Annotated in this window: 18 protein-coding genes; 8 read left to right on the forward strand and 10 right to left on the reverse strand. The window is 58.9% G+C overall.

Annotated features, from left to right (window positions below):
* The first annotated feature begins 156 nt into the window (after positions 1–156).
* Positions 157–717 (forward strand): glycine cleavage system transcriptional repressor, encoded by a 561-nt coding sequence (locus tag ACYZT3_RS22070; protein WP_008034925.1) that lies wholly within the window; start codon positions 157–159, stop codon positions 715–717.
* Between the two features lie 10 nt (positions 718–727).
* Complete coding sequence (locus tag ACYZT3_RS22075) at positions 728–1,201, forward strand: peroxiredoxin (protein ID WP_462030761.1); 474 nt, start codon at positions 728–730, stop codon at positions 1,199–1,201.
* A gap of 37 nt (positions 1,202–1,238) precedes the next feature.
* Here the strand turns inward: ACYZT3_RS22075 and ACYZT3_RS22080 are convergent, their stop codons facing one another.
* Both ACYZT3_RS22080 and ACYZT3_RS22085 read right to left on the reverse strand, forming a co-directional pair.
* Positions 1,239–2,309 carry an AI-2E family transporter gene (locus ACYZT3_RS22080; RefSeq protein WP_282377205.1) on the reverse strand — a complete coding sequence of 357 codons (1,071 nt, stop codon included), beginning with the start codon at positions 2,307–2,309 and terminating at the stop codon, positions 1,239–1,241.
* Positions 2,310–2,341: 32 nt separating this feature from the next.
* Positions 2,342–2,581, reverse strand: a complete 240-nt coding sequence (locus ACYZT3_RS22085) for a sulfurtransferase TusA family protein (protein ID WP_020300476.1) — start codon at positions 2,579–2,581, stop codon at positions 2,342–2,344.
* Between the two features lie 98 nt (positions 2,582–2,679).
* Here ACYZT3_RS22085 and ACYZT3_RS22090 point away from each other — a divergent pair, with 98 nt between their 5' ends.
* Positions 2,680–4,113: a M48 family metalloprotease gene (locus tag ACYZT3_RS22090; protein ID WP_462030762.1), complete on the forward strand. Its 1,434-nt coding sequence runs from the start codon at positions 2,680–2,682 to the stop codon at positions 4,111–4,113.
* Positions 4,114–4,179: 66 nt separating this feature from the next.
* On the opposite strand, the gene ACYZT3_RS22095 is transcribed toward ACYZT3_RS22090, so the two are convergent.
* The 4 genes from ACYZT3_RS22095 to rpoE form a co-directional block, all read right to left on the reverse strand.
* Positions 4,180–5,607 (reverse strand): DegQ family serine endoprotease, encoded by a 1,428-nt coding sequence (locus ACYZT3_RS22095; RefSeq protein ID WP_462030763.1) that lies wholly within the window; start codon positions 5,605–5,607, stop codon positions 4,180–4,182.
* Positions 5,608–5,786: 179 nt separating this feature from the next.
* Entirely contained in the window at positions 5,787–6,743 is a 957-nt protein-coding gene (locus ACYZT3_RS22100) for a MucB/RseB C-terminal domain-containing protein (RefSeq protein ID WP_462030764.1), read from the reverse strand.
* An 8-nt stretch (positions 6,744–6,751) separates the two neighbouring features.
* Complete coding sequence (locus ACYZT3_RS22105; protein WP_449642534.1) at positions 6,752–7,339, reverse strand: sigma-E factor negative regulatory protein; 588 nt, start codon at positions 7,337–7,339, stop codon at positions 6,752–6,754.
* A 36-nt stretch (positions 7,340–7,375) separates the two neighbouring features.
* Positions 7,376–7,954 carry an RNA polymerase sigma factor RpoE gene (gene rpoE / locus ACYZT3_RS22110; RefSeq protein WP_449642535.1) on the reverse strand — a complete coding sequence of 193 codons (579 nt, stop codon included), beginning with the start codon at positions 7,952–7,954 and terminating at the stop codon, positions 7,376–7,378.
* Between the two features lie 559 nt (positions 7,955–8,513).
* Between rpoE and nadB the strand changes: the two genes are divergently transcribed.
* The gene (nadB, locus tag ACYZT3_RS22115) at positions 8,514–10,130 is read left to right on the forward strand and encodes an L-aspartate oxidase (protein WP_282377217.1); all 1,617 of its coding nucleotides are present in this window, start codon (positions 8,514–8,516) and stop codon (positions 10,128–10,130) included.
* Here nadB and ACYZT3_RS22120 read toward each other — a convergent pair.
* Together ACYZT3_RS22120 and ACYZT3_RS22125 are read right to left on the reverse strand one after the other, a co-directional pair.
* Entirely contained in the window at positions 10,099–10,551 is a 453-nt protein-coding gene (locus ACYZT3_RS22120; protein ID WP_449642537.1) for a protein YgfX, read from the reverse strand. The two genes, nadB and ACYZT3_RS22120, sit on opposite strands and share 32 nt — an antisense overlap.
* On the reverse strand, positions 10,535–10,789 hold the full coding sequence (locus tag ACYZT3_RS22125) for an FAD assembly factor SdhE (RefSeq protein ID WP_007944081.1): 255 nt from the start codon (positions 10,787–10,789) through the stop codon (positions 10,535–10,537). Before ACYZT3_RS22125 ends, ACYZT3_RS22120 begins: the two co-directional genes overlap by 17 nt.
* A gap of 149 nt (positions 10,790–10,938) precedes the next feature.
* Between ACYZT3_RS22125 and ygfZ the strand changes: the two genes are divergently transcribed.
* Positions 10,939–11,880, forward strand: coding sequence for a CAF17-like 4Fe-4S cluster assembly/insertion protein YgfZ (ygfZ, locus tag ACYZT3_RS22130; RefSeq protein ID WP_462030765.1), 942 nt, complete (start codon positions 10,939–10,941; stop codon positions 11,878–11,880).
* A 34-nt stretch (positions 11,881–11,914) separates the two neighbouring features.
* Positions 11,915–12,736 carry an HDOD domain-containing protein gene (locus tag ACYZT3_RS22135; RefSeq protein WP_462030766.1) on the forward strand — a complete coding sequence of 274 codons (822 nt, stop codon included), beginning with the start codon at positions 11,915–11,917 and terminating at the stop codon, positions 12,734–12,736.
* 42 nt (positions 12,737–12,778) lie between these two features.
* Here the strand turns inward: ACYZT3_RS22135 and ACYZT3_RS22140 are convergent, their stop codons facing one another.
* Entirely contained in the window at positions 12,779–14,167 is a 1,389-nt protein-coding gene (locus ACYZT3_RS22140; protein WP_462030767.1) for a sensor histidine kinase, read from the reverse strand.
* Complete coding sequence (locus ACYZT3_RS22145) at positions 14,160–14,831, reverse strand: response regulator (protein ID WP_449642541.1); 672 nt, start codon at positions 14,829–14,831, stop codon at positions 14,160–14,162. The genes ACYZT3_RS22140 and ACYZT3_RS22145 overlap by 8 nt, the downstream gene beginning before the upstream one ends.
* 221 nt (positions 14,832–15,052) lie before the next feature.
* On the opposite strand from ACYZT3_RS22145, the gene ACYZT3_RS22150 reads away from it, so the two are divergent.
* On the forward strand, positions 15,053–16,345 hold the full coding sequence (locus ACYZT3_RS22150) for an OprD family porin (RefSeq protein ID WP_462030768.1): 1,293 nt from the start codon (positions 15,053–15,055) through the stop codon (positions 16,343–16,345).
* 84 nt (positions 16,346–16,429) lie between these two features.
* Positions 16,430–17,407, forward strand: coding sequence for a Bug family tripartite tricarboxylate transporter substrate binding protein (locus ACYZT3_RS22155; protein WP_462030769.1), 978 nt, complete (start codon positions 16,430–16,432; stop codon positions 17,405–17,407).
* Positions 17,408–17,434 lie beyond the last annotated feature (27 nt).

Below are 17,434 nucleotides of genomic sequence, written 5' to 3' on the forward strand. Positions count from 1 at the left end.
ACAAGCCCCGACCCAGCGTTGCCACCCCTCGCTCTTGCCACACTGGAGCACGTTGCAACCTTGCGGCTCGGGTTTTCTGAATTCGCATCCGCAGGCTCGCTCTCGGCAAAAAAAGCCCGTAGAAGTATCGACCGCTCATCGCTTTAGGAATGCTGCATGTCCACCCCCACAGTTCGCGAACAATTCCTTGTCATCAGTGCCCTCGGCGCCAACCCCATGGAGCTGACTAACGTCCTGTGCCGCGCCAGCCATGAAAACCGCTGCGCCGTGGTCACCTCTCGCCTGACGCGTCATGGCGAGTGCAGTGCGCTGATTCTCGAGATCTCCGGCAGCTGGGACGCCCTGGCGCGCCTCGAAGGCAGCCTGCCGAGCCTCGCCAAGAAGCACGCCTTTACGGTCAACGTGGTGCGCAGCGCGGCGCTGGAGAATCGTCCTCAGGCCCTGCCGTACGTCGCCTATGTCAGCTCGGCTTACCGCTCGGACATCATTAACGAGCTGTGCCAGTTCTTCATGGACCACAACGTCGAGCTGGAAAACCTGACCTGCGACACCTATCAGGCTCCGCAAACCGGCGGCACCATGCTCAATGCCACGTTTACCGTGACCTTGCCGGCCGGTGTGCAGATCAGCTGGCTGCGCGATCAGTTCCTGGATTTCGCCGACGCGCTGAACCTGGATGCCCTGATCGAACCGTGGCGCCCACAAAACCCGATGTAAGGAAGTTTTCATGGCCGTCGCCATCGACCAACCGGTTGCCGACTTCGAAGCACCCGCCACCAGCGGGCAGACCGTCAGCCTCGCGAGCCTCAAAGGCAAGCAGGGGGTAATTTACTTTTATCCGAAGGACAGCACACCGGGCTGCACCACGCAGGGTCAGGGCTTTCGCGATCAGCTGGACGCTTTTAAAGCCGCCAACACTGAAGTCTTCGGCGTGTCTCGCGACAGCCTGAAATCCCACGAAAACTTCAAGGCCAAGCAAGCGTTCACCTTCGAGCTGATCAGCGACAAGGAAGAAGCACTTTGCCAGTTGTTCGACGTGATCAAGCTGAAGAAGCTTTATGGCAAAGAGTATATGGGTGTTGAGCGCAGCACATTCCTGATCGACAAGGACGGTGTGCTGCGTCAGGAATGGCGGGGTGTGAAGGTACCGGGGCATGTAGATGTGGTGTTGGCTGCTGCTCAAGCGCTGAACAAGGCCTGATCGTTGAATGCTGTGGGAGCCTGCTCCCACAGACCGCTTACAACAGCGGCGCCACCACCGGCTCCTTGCGCGGCCACGCATCCAGCACAGCCTTGAATAGCGTCGCCAGGGGAATCGCAAAGAACACCCCCCAAAAACCCCACAGCCCGCCAAACAACAACACCGCGCAGATAATCGCCACCGGATGCAGATTGACTGCTTCCGAGAACAACAGCGGCACCAGCACGTTGCCGTCCAGTGTCTGGATGATCCCGTAAGCCGCCATCAAATAGATGAACTGATCGCTCCAGCCCCACTGGAACAGCGCAATCAACAGCACCGGCACGGTCACCACCACGGCCCCGACATAGGGCACCACCACCGACACACCCACCAGCAACGCCAGCAGCGCCGCGTAGTTCAGGCCCAGGGCGACGAAAGCGATGTAAGTCACGCCACCGCAAATGAAGATTTCGATGACCTTGCCGCGAATGTAATTGGCGATCTGCCGGTTCATTTCCTGCGCGACGCGGGTGATCAGCGCCCGCTCACGGGGCAAGTAGCCACGCACCCACTGACCGATCATTTGCCGATCCTTGAGAAAGAAAAACACCAGGATCGGCACCAGCACCAGGTAGATCATGATGTTCACCAGCAGCGGCAGACTCGACAGCGAGAACGTCAGCGCCCACTGACCGAACTTGCCGATCTCGCCCCGCGCCACTTCGATGGCCTGCAGCACCTGCTCGTCGGATACCAGATGCGGATAGCGCTCGGGCAGCAGCAATAACAGCGACTGCCACTTGGCGAGCATGCCGGGTAACTCGTTGAACAAGGTGATCAGCTGATGCCAGAGCAACGGCACCACGACAATAATGAATACCAGCAAAACTCCCATGAACAAGGCGAAGACCAGCCCCACCGCCACCCCTCCGGGCATGCGCAGGCGTTCGAGAGTGACGACCAACCCTTGCATCAGATACGCCAGCACCATCCCGGCCAGCACTGGCGCGAGCATGCCGCCCAGCGTAAGCACGGCGGTAAACGCCAGAAACAGCAGGACTGCCAGCACCACGGCTTCTTCATCGGAGAAGTAGCGCTGAATCCAGTCGCGTAACACCTTGAACATCAATAATCCCTTAGAAACGAACGCAGCAGAATTCAGGCTTTTTTCAACCAGTAGCGGTAAACACCCGCTTCATCTTCTTCACGAAGCAGCGTATGACCGGCCAATCGGGCAAAGGTGCGGAAGTCGCGCTGTGAGCCCGCATCGGTGGCGATCACCTTGAGCACTGCGCCGCTGGCCAGTCGATTAAGTTCCAGCTTGGCCTTGAGCAACGGCAACGGGCAATTCAAGCCACTGGCGTCGAGTTCGGCGTCATGGGCTACAGCGTCGGTCATTGCATCACTCCGGGGTCAGGTGGTTGAGCGGCTAGAATATCTGGTCCGAAGCGTAGTGTCCGGCTACAGTAAGGTCTTTGTCGACTAAGGCTTTGTGCATGACTTTTTTGCGCCCTACCCTGCTGACGCTCGCTTGCCTGCTCGCCTCACCGGGCTTCGCCGACGACCTGCCGTCACTCGGCGACGCCAGTTCTGCCATCGTCTCGCCGCAACAGGAACACCAGTTGGGCCGTGCCTGGCTGGCGCTGTTACGTAGTCAGGTTTCACAGCTCAATGATCCGCAACTCAAGGACTACGTCGAATCCAGCGTCTACCGACTAGTGGAGACCAGCCAGGTCAATGACCGGCGCTTGGAGTTCATCCTGATCAACAGCCCGCAACTCAACGCCTTCGCGGCACCAGGCGGAATTGTCGGGGTCAACGGTGGTTTGTTTCTCAATGCCCAGACCGAGGGCGAATACGCCTCGGTACTCGCTCACGAATTGGCTCACTTGTCGCAACGCCACTTCGCCCGCGGCGTCGAAGCCCAACAGCGCATGCAAGTGCCGATGATGGCCGCGCTGCTGGCCGGGATCGTGATTGCCGCAGCCGGTGCCGGCGATGCCGGGATCGCGGCCATTGCGGGCACACAGGCGGCGGCCATTCAGGAACAGCGGCGCTTCTCTCGCCAGAACGAACAGGAAGCCGACCGCATCGGCATCCTCAATCTGGAAAAGGCCGGTTACGACCCGCGCTCGATGCCGACCATGTTCGAGCGATTGGCGCGCCAATACCGCTTTGACGCCAAGCCACCCGAGTTTCTGCTGACTCACCCGGTCACCGAGTCGCGGATCGCCGACACCCGCAACCGCGCCGAACAGGCAAAACCGGGCGGCGTCGAAGACACCATGCGTTATCAGCTGATTCGTGCACGGGTCCAGTTGATCTATGAAGAAACCCCTGGCCTGGGCGCCAAGCGTTTTCGCGCCCAGCTTGATGAAAACCCGAAAAACGATGTCGCGCGCTATGGCCTGGCGCTCGCCCAGATCAAGGGTGGTCAGCTGAACGAAGCACGGGAAAACCTCAAGTTGCTGCTGGCCAAGTCGCCAAACGAGATCATCTACAACCTGGCTCAGGTCGATCTCGATATTACCAACAATCGCCTGCCGGACGCCCAGACTCGGGTTGACCGGATGTTGACTCAATACCCGGGCAACTATCCGCTGAATTCGGTGCGTGTCGACCTGCTGCTAAAGCAGAACCGTGCACCCGAAGCGGAAAAAGCACTGGAGAATCTGCTCAAGAGCCGTCCGGACGATCCGGACGTCTGGTACATGGTGGCCGAAACCCGTGGTCTGTCAGGCAACATCATCGGCCTGCATCAGGCCCGCGCCGAGTATTTCGCCCTGGTTGGGGACTACCGTCAGGCCATTCAGCAACTGGACTTCGCCAAGCGCAAGGCCGGCACCAACTTCCCGCTGTCGTCGCGAATCGACGCTCGGCAACGGGAGCTGATGGAGCAAGAGCGCATGATCAAGGACATGATGGGCTGACTCTTATCAGCAGACACAAAAAAACCGCCTCTTTCGAGGCGGTTTTTTATTCAGCCAACAACCGGTTTATTCAGCCAGTTTGAAGGTGATGAAGCTGGCGCGATTTTGACGCAGAACCCGCATCGACACCGAGCGGTTCTTCGGCAGCGCCTTGGCAATATCCGTGAACTCCTTGGTGGAACCGATCGCCTGATTGTTCAGGTGAGTAATCACATCGCCTGGCTGCAGGCCAATCAGAGAAGCAGGACCGTCCTGGACTTCCTTGATGACCACGCCGCCTTTGAGGTCGTAGGTTTTCTTCTGTTCATCAGTCAGCTCGGCCACGGAAACACCCAGGCGGTTGCTGCTGCGTTCAGTGCTGGATTTTGGCAGGGTGTCCAGCTCTTTGCCTTCTTCCGGGATAGCGCCAACAGTCAACTCGACATTCTTGCGCTTGCCTTCACGTATCACTTGCAGATCAGCTTTTGAGCCGGCCTTCAGCGCACCCACCAGGTGCGGAAGATCGGCGGACATGACGATCGGTTGGCCATTCATGCTCAGGATCACATCGCCTACTTGCAAGCCACCCTTGGCAGCCGGGCCGTCATCCTGGATCTGAGCCACCAGCGCACCGGCCGGTTTCTCCAGACCGAATGACTCGGCCAAGTCCTTGTTCACTTCCTGAATCACCACACCCAACCAGCCACGGCTGACTTTGCCGCCACTTTTGAGCTGATTGGAGACGTCCATGGCTACGTCGATAGGGATCGCGAACGACACGCCCATGAAGCCGCCGGAACGGGTGTAGATCTGCGAGTTGATGCCAACCACCTCACCGGCCAGGTTGAACAGCGGACCACCAGAGTTACCTGGATTGATCGGCACATCGGTCTGGATGAACGGCACATAGTTTTCGTTCGGCAGGCTGCGACCGATGGCACTGACGATACCTTGGGTCACGGTATGGTCGAAACCGAATGGCGAGCCAATTGCCACGACCCATTGGCCGGCTTTCAGATCTTGGGATTTGCCTAGTTTCAGGACCGGCAGATCCTTGCCTTCGATTTTCAACAGAGCCACATCGGAACGTGGATCGGTGCCGACCAGCTTCGCCTTCAATTCGCTGCGGTCAGCGAGTCGAACGAGAATTTCGTCGGCATCGGCGATTACATGGTTGTTGGTCAGGATGTAGCCATCAGGCGAGATGATGAAGCCCGAACCCAAGGATTGGGCTTCACGCTGACGATCACCGCGAGGCGTACGCGGCTGTGGCATGCCACGCTCGAAGAACTCGCGCAGCATCGGCGGCAAGCCTTCAAGGTCAGGCATCTGCTCGCTCGACACTTTGCGGTCCGGCAGTTTCTGCGTGGTACTGATGTTCACTACCGCGGGCGAGGCCTGCTCGACCAACTGTGTGAAGTCAGGCAACTCGGCCGCTTGAACAGCGACCGCCTGACCAAGCACCAGCACGGTGGCAAAAATAGAGAGATAAGACTTCAAGCGTGGTATCGACATACGGCTCCCGTTACGACGAGCATGGTTAAGCGATATGGAGCAAGGAACACCGGGAACAATACGCCGGTATTTTTGTTCCGGGAACAACAAACAAGGCCAGAGCCGAGGGGCTCTGACCTATAGAAAAATTCGGAGATATTTGCAAGTTGAAATGCTCACCAAACATTTCGATAAGCTCACTACTTGGTTGCAGTGGCGTCGGAGCGCATGGATAGCGCAATCCGCTCAGCGGTGCCAATCGGAATCTCACCGACCACGGTCACCATCATCTCACCTTGCGGGGTAGTCAAGCGCCGGGAAACTGCAACGGTCGGCCCCAACTGGGTGCGAGTATCAGTGACTGTTGCGCCATTCAACGGTTCCAGGAAAACCGAGAAACGGGCCAGACCATCGTCATACATCAGACTGTTAACTTGAGTTTTGGTCTCTGGATCCTTGCGCGATGTACTACTGGTCAGCTCGAAACCAGGCGGCAACCAGTCCGAACGCCATACCTGAGCGGCCTTGATTGCAGAAGCCTTGTCGCTGTCGAGGGCAACAGTTTTGCAATCGGCGCCAGGCTGCAAGTCGCTATCGGACGGAGCATCGGCTGTATCCAGCTGGGTGAACTGGAATCGCTCCAGCAATTGCCCTCTTTCATTCAGAAGCAATGATTTCAGAGGCAGGCCGGTTTCTTTATCCAGATGCAATTCAAAACCGTAACGGTGTTGATCGCGGGGTGTCAGTGAAACGATCACTGCCGCACGCCCGGCCACACGCGACTTGCCAATCACGGCAAGATCGTACCAATTCTTTAACTTTTGTGGATCGAGTGCCCGAGCAGCGGAGTTGGGGGAATCCCCAAGCCCTGCTATCAGGGTGCCGCTGACGCATTGAGTATGCCCATCAATGCGCACGACTTCCTGTGCCGAGCCGTCGAGCTGGAGTAAACGCTCGCGGACCTTGCCATCCTGGACACGGTGCCAGATGTTGTGGGTAGAAAAACTACCGTTACGCTCGTAGACGAATGTACCGTGAAAGCTTTGCTGTTGCTCGGCTTGGCCCAGTCGGGTCAACCAGTTCTGGGCTTCATCAGCATTGGCTGGAACAACAAACCAGCCACCAAGCAGAAGCGTAAGTAGAGGTATGGCGCGCATGATCCTCCTTAACGGTTTTCCAGACTTGCTGCACGAGCGTAAGGCAGAGCGCTCTCAGTACCTTTCAATGCAGCCTGTTGAGCATGTTGGCGCAAGTAGCCTGGCAGACGCTGATCGTGCCAGCCTGGCTGACCTTGCAATACGCCGTTGGCCATAGGACCAGCGGCTTCCGAACTCTCATTGTAGCCTGCCAAAACAGCTGGACCCTTGACCTGAGGAACGGCCAGACCCGGTTGGCTGGATTGCTGTGCCAATTCGACACCAGCGATCTCGTCCTGGTTATACAGACGAACACCCGCCAGTACCGCGACGGTTACCGATGCAGCGACCGCCAGACGACCCAGGCTGCGCCATGGACCACGGGAGGCTTTTGCCGGTACGGCTTCGTCAGCCAGCGCAGCAGAGACTGCCGCAGCGATATCCAGACGCGGAAGCAGCAAATCCTTGTGCATAACTGCCCGAGCGATCTGATAACGAGCCCAGGTTTCACGGGTTTCAACATCGTCAAAGGCATTCAATACCCGACGCAATTCCAATTCGTCCGCTTCGTTATCCATCACTGCGGACAGCGATTCCTGCAGGGCTTCACGACTCATGGCGGGTTCCTCTCTTGGCTGTCGCCGCTGTCTCGGTTAATCCTGCAACAACGGCTGCAGGGCTTTATCGATGGCTTCCCGAGCGCGGAAAATCCGGGAGCGCACGGTACCCACCGGACATTGCATGACGGCCGCAATGTCCTCGTAACTCAGACCATCGAATTCACGTAAAGTTAACGCCGTACGCAAATCTTCTGGCAGTTGCTGAATGGTTCGATGGACGGTGCCTTCGATCTCATCCCGCAGCAATGCGCGCTCTGGCGACTCGAGATCCTTGAGGCCATGATCGCCATCGTAGAACTCTGCATCCTCGGAACTGACATCGCTATCCGGCGGCCGACGGCCGCGTGAAACCAGATAGTTTTTCGCCGTGTTGATGGCTATGCGGTAAAGCCACGTATAAAACGCGCTGTCTCCGCGAAAATTTCCAAGTGCACGGTATGCCTTGATAAAGGCTTCCTGCGCCACATCCTGGGCTTCATGGGTGTCGTGCACGAAACGCACGATCAACCCGAGAATTTTGTGCTGGTATTTCAGCACTAGCAGATCGAAAGCTCGCTTGTCGCCGCGCTGAACGCGTTCGACCAGCTGCTGATCCTCTTCCTGGGTTAGCATGAACACTCCTCGATAAGCTCGGAGGAGGCTTGCATACCTAAACGACCAGACTTGCAAACATAGACTCGGGCTTTTCGCAAAAGTTCTCCCCCTCCAAGCAAGTTTCCTGCGGGCTCTGATTTGGCACGCACGAAAAGCGCAGCTCGGGTTGACCCGGCTGCGCGAATAATCTTGTCATCGGATTCGCCGGCAAGGATCAAACCACAGATCCCGCGTTGAAGCCGATACTGTCCCTTAAATCAGGCAACGGGCTATTGATCTTGGGCCTTTGGCAAAAGTTCCAAATATTTATAGCTGCGCAAGACCGACATTGTGCAACCGTGAAGAGAAAAAGACTGTTAAATCCACGATACAGTCTTCTAGTCGCCGAACCGGTCAAAAAAACATCCGACGAAGCGTCCAGTCTTTTCCGTCACAGTAGTTTCACAATGCCATGTGGGCTCGGCTATTGTGCCGCTCCCCCCCTCTATATACTAGTGGGCTGTGTGGCTGTCTTGACTCGCCGATCCAGGTGTCTTGCGCCAACCCCGACCCGGGTCGCTTTGAGCGGAATCCTGAAATGAGCCAACAGTTTCAACACGATGTACTGGTCATTGGCAGCGGTGCTGCCGGCTTGAGCCTTGCGCTGACCTTACCCGGTCATTTGCGCATCGCCGTACTGAGCAAAGGCGACCTCGCCAATGGCTCTACTTTCTGGGCCCAGGGTGGCGTCGCCGCCGTCCTGGATGACACCGACACCGTTGAGTCACATGTCGATGACACCCTCAATGCCGGCGGCGGCCTGTGCCACGAAGACGCCGTGCGCTTTACCGTCGAGCACAGTAAAGAGGCGATTCAATGGTTGATCGATCAAGGTGTGCCCTTCACCCGCGATGAACAGTCCGGTACCGAAGATGGCGGCTTCGAGTTTCACCTGACCCGCGAAGGCGGTCACAGTCATCGGCGCATCATCCATGCCGCCGATGCCACGGGTGCAGCGATTTTCAGAACCTTGCTCGACAAGGCCAGGCAACGACCGAACATTGAACTGCTAGAGCAACGAGTCGCGATCGATCTGATCACCGAAAAGCGCCTTGGCCTTGAAGGTAATCGCTGCCTCGGCGCCTACGTCCTCAATCGAGGGACCGGTGAAGTCGACACCTACGGCGCTCGCTTTGTGATCCTCGCCTCGGGTGGCGCTGCAAAGGTCTACCTCTATACCAGCAACCCCGACGGCGCCTGCGGGGATGGTATCGCCATGGCCTGGCGTTCAGGCTGCCGGGTGGCGAATCTGGAGTTCAACCAGTTCCACCCCACCTGCCTGTATCACCCGCAAGCCAAAAGCTTTCTGGTCACCGAAGCCCTGCGCGGCGAAGGCGCACATCTTAAGCTGCCCAACGGCGAACGCTTCATGCAGCGCTTCGACCCACGCGCCGAGCTGGCGCCACGGGACATCGTCGCCCGGGCCATCGACCACGAAATGAAGCGTTTGGGCGTCGACTGCGTCTATCTGGACATCAGCCACAAGCCGGAAGCGTTCATCAAGACTCACTTCCCGACGGTGTACGAACGCTGCCTCGAATTCTCCATCGACATCACCAAGCAACCGATTCCGGTGGTGCCAGCGGCGCATTACACCTGCGGCGGCGTGATGGTCGATCAGCACGGTCGCACCGACGTGCCGGGGTTATATGCCATTGGCGAAACCAGCTTCACCGGCCTGCACGGCGCCAACCGCATGGCCAGCAACTCGTTACTGGAGTGTTTCGTTTATGCGCGCTCGGCGGCGGCGGACATTCTTGAGCAGCTGCCGCAGGTTTCGATTCCGATCGCCCTGCCCGTCTGGGATGCGAGCCAGGTCACCGACTCCGATGAGGACGTGATCATTGCGCACAACTGGGACGAACTGCGGCGATTCATGTGGGACTATGTCGGCATCGTGCGCACCAACAAGCGCTTGCAACGGGCGCAGCATCGCGTGCGGCTTTTGCTGGACGAAATCGATGAGTTCTACAGCAACTACAAGGTCAGTCGCGATTTGATCGAATTGCGTAACCTGGCCCAAGTGGCCGAGCTGATGATCCAGTCCGCCATGGAGCGCAAGGAAAGTCGCGGTCTGCATTACACCCTCGACTATCCGAACATGCTGCCGGTCGCCCTGGACACTATTCTGGTGCCGCCCACCTACGTCGACTGAACGTAAGCCGAACCCGCAGGCGTCGGTGCAGATCCGTCGCCTGCGAGTCGCGGGGAATGCAAATTGATCTGACCCGCCGCTCGTCTCGCAGTCGAAAACGCAGCACCACAATCAATGGCAACGCCAAGCTGTCCGGTCGCAACTGCACTGGCTGCCAACCTGCAGCCTGGTTCCACAACTGCCAACCATCGGCATCGCGACGCAAGCCGCGAAATGCCTGAGGGTGCGTCAGCAGAATCTGCCTCGGCAATGCCCAACAGCCATGAACCACGCACAGAACAACGCCGAGCAGACTGGCCCAGACGGGAATAGAGAGAAGGAACAGCGAACCCAACGCGAATAGCTGGGCCAGAAGATACGCCGCCAGCAACTGCCGTGAGGCATGCCAGCGGCATTCGAACGCATTACTTGGGCTGGACACGATCCAGGATCATGCGAACCATGCGTTGAAGCTCCGGATCTTCCGATTCGGCGCGTTCCATGAACCAGCCGAACATGTCCTGATCTTCGCACTCGAGCAGCTTGCGGTAGCAATCGCGGTCGACATCATTGAGGTGCGGATAGACCTCTTTCACGAACGGCACCAGCAACACGTCAAGCTCAAGCATGCCGCGGCGGCTGTGCCAGTAGAGGCGATTCAGTTCAACATCTTCGACCATGGAGCGCTCCTCAAATAGGCGGCAAGTATACAGTCCCAGGCAGAGTCGGGCACTCGGCTTTGGTCGGGCACCAACGATCCTTTGTGAACTACCCATTTCGAGAGCGCCCCCTTATGATGTCCCCCAGACTCTTTACCCTGCGATGACCCATGGCCGATTCTGCTTTTTTCTGCACCCTGTCTCATGAAGGCGTTCTCGCAGTACGCGGCGCGGATGCCAGCAAATTCCTGCAAGGCCAATTGACCTGCAACCTCGATTACCTGAGCGAAACCCAGGCCAGCCTGGGCGCTCGCTGCACGCAGAAAGGCCGGATGCAGTCGAGCTTCCGCATCCTGCTGGAAGGTGACGGCGTTCTGATGGCCATGGCCACCGAGTTGCTGGAACCGCAACTGGCGGACCTGAAAAAGTACGCGGTGTTCTCCAAATCCAAACTGACCGACGAAAGCGCTGCCTGGGTCCGCCTCGGCGTCGATCATGGTGAGGCTGCACTGATCAGCCTGGGACTTGAGCTGCCGGCAGAAACCGACAGCGTCGTGCGCAATGAAGGTCTGATCGCCATTCGCGTCTCGCCGGATCGTGCCGAACTCTGGGTCGCCGCCAATCAGGCCGACCTCATCAAGGGCACGCTGTCCGCCCTGTTGGCTGAAGGCGATCTGAATCAATGGCTGCTGGGCCAGATCCGCGCAGGGATCGGTCAGGTCATGCCGAGCACTCGCGAGTTGTTCATCCCGCAGATGCTCAATCTGCAAGCCGTCGGCGGCGTGAGTTTCAAAAAGGGTTGCTACACCGGTCAGGAAATCGTCGCGCGCATGCAGTACCTGGGCAAGCTCAAGCGCCGCTTGTATCGCCTGAACCTGAATGCCATCGAGTTACCTGAACCGGGCACACCACTGTTCTCCCCAACCCACGGCAGTTCTATTGGTGAAGTGGTGCTGGCCGCCCGCGCCGAGAAAAACATTGAACTCCTGGCCGTGCTGCAAGCCGAAGCAGCAGAAGGTGGCGATATCCATCTGGGCGCGCTCGATGGCTCAGCCCTGCACCTGCTCGACCTGCCGTACACACTGGATCGCGATCGCGAAATCCAGCGTTAACAGCAGCACTTGTCGCAACACCTAGAGAAACGAAATGAGCGAGCTGGCGGAAAAGGTCCAACAGGATTTGGTTGAGGCCATCGATAACGATGACCTGGTTCTGCCAACGTTACCGGAAGTGGCCCTGCAGATTCGCAAGGCCGCAGAAGACCCGGAAATCAGTGTCAGCACTTTGAGCAAAGTGATCGGCCGCGACACCGCACTGTCGGCGCGCCTGATCAAAGTGGTCAATAGCCCGTTATTGCGCGCGACTCAGGAAGTCACCGATCTGCACACGGCGATCACTCGACTGGGTGTCAATTACAGCAGCAACCTGGCCATCGGTCTGGTCATGGAGCAGATTTTCAATGCCCGCTCCGAGGTGGTGGAACAGAAAATGCGCGAAGTCTGGCGCAAAAGCCTGGAAATCGCCGGAGTCAGCTACGCCCTGTGCCGCCGCTACACCCAACTAAAACCCGATCAGGCAGCCCTTGGCGGACTGGTGCATCAAATCGGTGTGCTGCCGATCCTGACCTACGCCGAAGATCACTATGAACTGCTGTCTGACGCGGTCAGCCTCAACCATGTGATCGACCAGATTCATCCGTGGATCGGCGACAAATTGCTCAGGGTCTGGGAGTTTCCGGAAATGCTGGTACAGGTGCCGGGGCTTTATCTGGACTTCAAGCGAGAGTCGGAGCGGGTCGATTATGTCGATCTGGTGCAAGTGGCCAGCCTGTATTGCCACAAGGACACCGACCATCCCCTCGCCCGTATCGACGCTTTCAGCGTGCCGGCGTTCAAGAAGCTGGGGATTGATCCGGAAAACGAGGCGATGTGCCGCGATCTGGAAGAGTCGCGGTCGATGTTTTACTGATCGTTGTGGCGAGGGGCTTGCCCCTCGCCACAGGTTTTTTGATCATTCTCCAACAATAAAACTCACCCGCACCTTCAGCCCCGCCTGCTCGCCATCGTGCAGGCTGATCTGCGCCAGGTGTGCGCGGCAGATCTCGCCGACAATCGCCAGCCCCAAACCCGAACCCGCCACCTGCTGGTTGCGCCGGTAAAAGCGCTCGAACACCCGATCGCGCTCTTCAAGAGGAATCCCCGGGCCGTCGTCCTCGACCTCCAACACGGCCGGTGCCGTGACCCGAAGAATGACATTGCCACCCGGCGGTGTATGGGCCAGCGCGTTATCCACCAGATTGCTCAATAGTTCGTTCAACAGCGTCGGCTCGCCGCGCAACCAGACGGGTTCGTCCGCTTCCAGCGCCAGCGCCACACCGCGTGCGTGGGCCAGCGGTGCCATGGCCATGCCGAGTTCGCGAGCCAGCTGACTGAGGTCAAGCAACTGCGCGCCGCCCTCGGCGATGGCCCGGGCGCCATTTTCGACCCGTGCCAGTGAAAGCAATTGATTGGCAAGGTGGGTCAAGCGGTCCGTGCCTTGGGCGGCGGATTCCAGCGTACTGCGCCAGGTTTGGGGTTCGCTCGAACGCAGACCCAGTTCAAGTCGCGCCTTGAGCGCCGCCAGGGGCGTGCGCAATTCATGGGCGGCGTCGGCGATGAACTGCGCCTGACGCTCGAACTGCTCACGCAGGCGCTCGGTAAAGTGATTGAGCGCGCGCACCAGCGGCCACAATTCGTGCTGCACCTCCACCAGCGGCAACGGCCGCAGATCGTCCGACTGCCGCTCCTCCACCGCCGTGCGCAAGCGCTCCAGCGGACGCAGCGCGGCGCTGACCGCAAACCAAACCATCAACAACGCGCCGACCGACAGCATGCCCAGACGCAACAGCGTGTCCGCTGCCAGACTGCGAGCCATGCTGACCCGCGCTTCATCGGTCTCGGCAACACGGATTTCCGCCATGCCGTTCATGTTCGGCTCGCTCACAGGTTTAAGCAGGCTCACTACGCGTACGTTCTGTCCCTGATATTGGGCGTTATAGAAGCGCGCCAGTGCCGGATAGTCATCGGTGCGCGGCGTCCCTGGCGGCGGCGGCGGAAGGTTTTCGTAACCGGAGATCAGTTTCTGATTGATGTCGTTGACCAGGTAAAAAATTCGACCAGCGCTGTCGTACGCGAAGGTATCGAGGGCCACATACGGCACGTCAGCGCTCAGCGTGCCGTCGCGCTGGGAGACACCCGCGGCGATAGTCCGCGCCGACGCCAGCAAGGTCCGGTCATAGGCGGTGTCGGCGGCTTCGCGACCGTTCCAGTACGCGCTCAAACCACTGGCCAGCATCAACACCACCAGCAACAGCGCCAGATTCCACAGCAACCGCCAGCGCAGGCTGCTGGGCTTATGCATCACGGCTTTCCAGCAAGTAACCGAGACCGCGGAAGGTCACGATGACGACCGGTTGACCGTCCAGCTTTTTGCGCAGGCGATGGACATAGATCTCGATGGCGTCGGGGCTGGCCTCTTCGTCCAGGCCGAACACTTGCGCAGCCAGTTGCTCCTTGCTCATCACCCGACCGGGACGGGCGATCAGGGCTTCGAGTACGGCCTGTTCGCGAGAGGTCAGGGTCAGCAGTTCTTCGCCGAGGGTGAAGCGCCGAGTGTCCAGGTCATAGACCAGCACGCCGCAGCGCTGCTGGCGTTCACCGCCGAGCACACTGCGGCGCAGCAAGGCTTTGACCCGGGCTTCGAGTTCGGTCAGTTCGAAAGGTTTGGCCAGGTAATCGTCAGCGCCGAGGTTCAGGCCGTGGACCCGATCCTTGACGTCGCTGCGGGCGGTCAACATCAACACCGGCAGGTTCTTGCCCCGCGCCCGCAGGCGCGCCAGCACTTCGAAACCATCCATGCGCGGCAGGCCGACGTCGAGGATCGCCATGGCGTATTCCTCGCTGCTCAAGGCCAGGTCGGCCGCCACACCGTCATGCAGCACATCCACGGTCAGCCCGGTGCTCTTGAGCGCCTGGGCGACACTTTCGGCGAGCTGCAGATGGTCTTCGACGAGCAGAACACGCATGGATCTTTACCTCATTCAGGGATGGTCGACGCCATTCTTTGGCGCGGAGTTTACAGCCGCATCTGCCGCTGTGAAGCGCAAAAACGCTGAATATCAGCTGAAAGGTTAGCGAAAGGTTAGCCCGTTAGAGTCAGGCCACGGACAGTTTCGACTGCCGTCGCGATACGAAAAACGCCACGAAGCGTTTTCGCCAACAAGAACAATAAACGGAGTACCACACGATGCTGTCCATGCAGCTTCAGGCTCGCCCGCCTGCTCGTTTCCCCCGCCTCAGCCAGACCGCCCTCGCCAGTGCCGCCGCCTTCGCCGGCTTTTCGCCGTTGAGCCAGGCTGCCTTCTTCGAAGACAGTACGGCAACGCTTGAAACCCGCAACATGTACTTCAACCGCGACTTTCGCAGCGGCACCAGCGCCCAACAATCCAAGCGTGACGAATGGGCCCAGGGCTTCATGCTCAATCTGCAATCGGGTTATACCGACGGCACCGTGGGGTTTGGTGTCGATGCGCTGGGCATGCTCGGAGTTAAACTCGATTCGAGTCCCGACCGTACCGGCACCGGCCTGTTGCCAACCCACGATGATGGCCGCGCGGCCGATGAGTACTCCAAACTCGGCCTGACCGGCAAAGTGAAGATTTCGGCGACGGAACTTAAAATCGGCAGCCTGATTCCGGAGCTGCCAATCCTCAAGCCCAACGACGGACGCATCCTGCCGCAGACCTTTGAAGGCGGCCTGCTGACCTCCAAAGAGATCAAGAACCTGACCTTCACCGGCGGCCGTCTGGAGAAAGCCAAGGACCGCGACAGCACCGACTTCGAGGACATTGCCCTCAACAACAAGAACAGCCGTTTTGCCGGCACCGCCGCTGGCAAGCACTTCGATTTTGGCGGCATGGACTACAAGTTCACCGACAAAATCACCGGCAGCTACCACTTCGCGCAACTCGATGAAGTCTATAACCAACACTTCCTCGGCGTCGTCGCCTCGCAGCCGTTCGGCCCTGGCACTTTCGGCACCGACCTGCGACTGGCCATCAGTGATGACCAAGGCGCGGCCCGTGGCGGCAAGATCGACAACAAATCCCTGAGCGGTCTGGTGAGCTACGCCTTGAGCGGGCATAAGTTCAGCGCCGGTTATCAGCACATGTCCGGTGACAGCGCGTTCCCCTATGTTGATGGCGCCGACCCGTACCTGGTCAACTTCGTACAGATCAACGACTTTGCCGCAGCCGAAGAACGTTCCTGGCAAGCGCGCTACGACTATGACTTCGCCAAACTCGGCCTCCCCGGCCTGAGTTTCATGAGCCGTTACCTGAGCGGCGACAACATCAAGCTCAAGAACGGTGACGAAGGTAAAGAGTGGGAACGCAACACCGAGATCAAATATGTCGTACAAAGCGGCGCGCTCAAGGACGTCGCCGTACGCCTGCGTAATGCCACCTACCGTTCAAACTACTCCGCTCGCGATGCCGATGAAGTGCGTCTGCTGGTGAGCTATAGCGTTGCACTTTGGTAATTGATTGAACCGCCGAAGGCTAAAAGATCGCAGCCTTCGGCAGCTCCTACACATCCATACAATAAAAAATCTGTGGAGAACCCAATGAATTTGTCACTGCGTAAAATTGCTCTCACCGCCAGCGCCCTGCTGTTCGCCGGCCAGTTGTTGGCCGAGCCGAAGCGCCCGGAATGCATCGCCCCGGCCTCGCCAGGCGGCGGTTTCGACCTGACCTGCAAACTGGCGCAAACCGCGCTGGTCAACGAGAAGCTGCTGACCAAACCGATGCGCGTGACCTACATGCCCGGCGGTGTCGGCGCAGTGGCGTACAACGCGGTGGTCGCTCAGCGTCCTGCCGACGCCGGTACGCTGGTGGCGTGGTCCAGTGGTTCGCTACTGAATCTGGCCCAAGGCAAGTTCGGTCGTTTCGATGAAAACGCCGTGCGCTGGCTGGCGGCGGTTGGAACAAGCTATGGCGCCATCGCGGTGAAAAGCGATTCGCCTTACAAGACGCTGGACGATCTGGTTCAGGCGTTGAAGAAAGATCCGAGCAAAGTGGTGATCGGCTCCGGCGGCACCGTCGGCAGCCAGGACTGGATGCAAACCGCCCTGATCGCCAAGGCTGCCGGGATCAATCCGCGCGACCTGCGTTACGTCGCCCTCGAAGGCGGCGGTGAAATCGCCACTGCCCTGCTCGGCGGCCACATCCAGGTGGGCAGCACCGACATCTCCGACTCCATGCCGCACATCCAGAGCGGGGACATGCGCTTGCTGGCGGTGTTCTCCGAGAAGCGTCTGGACGAGCCGGAAATGAAAGATATTCCGACCGCTAAAGAGCAAGGCTACGACATCGTCTGGCCAGTGGTTCGCGGCTTCTACCTCGGGCCAAAAGTCAGCGACGAAGACTACGCCTGGTGGAAAGACGCCTTCGACAAACTGCTGGCATCCGACGATTTCGCCAAGCTGCGCGATCAACGTGAGCTCTTCCCGTTCGCCATGACCGGCCCGGAGCTGGACACCTACGTGAAGAAGCAGGTTGCGGACTACAAAGTGCTGGCCAAAGAGTTCGGCCTGATTCAGTGATCGCCTCTGTCTAGCGGCTGTGGCCCC

The sequence above is a fragment of the Pseudomonas sp. MDT1-16 genome (assembly GCF_054898115.1).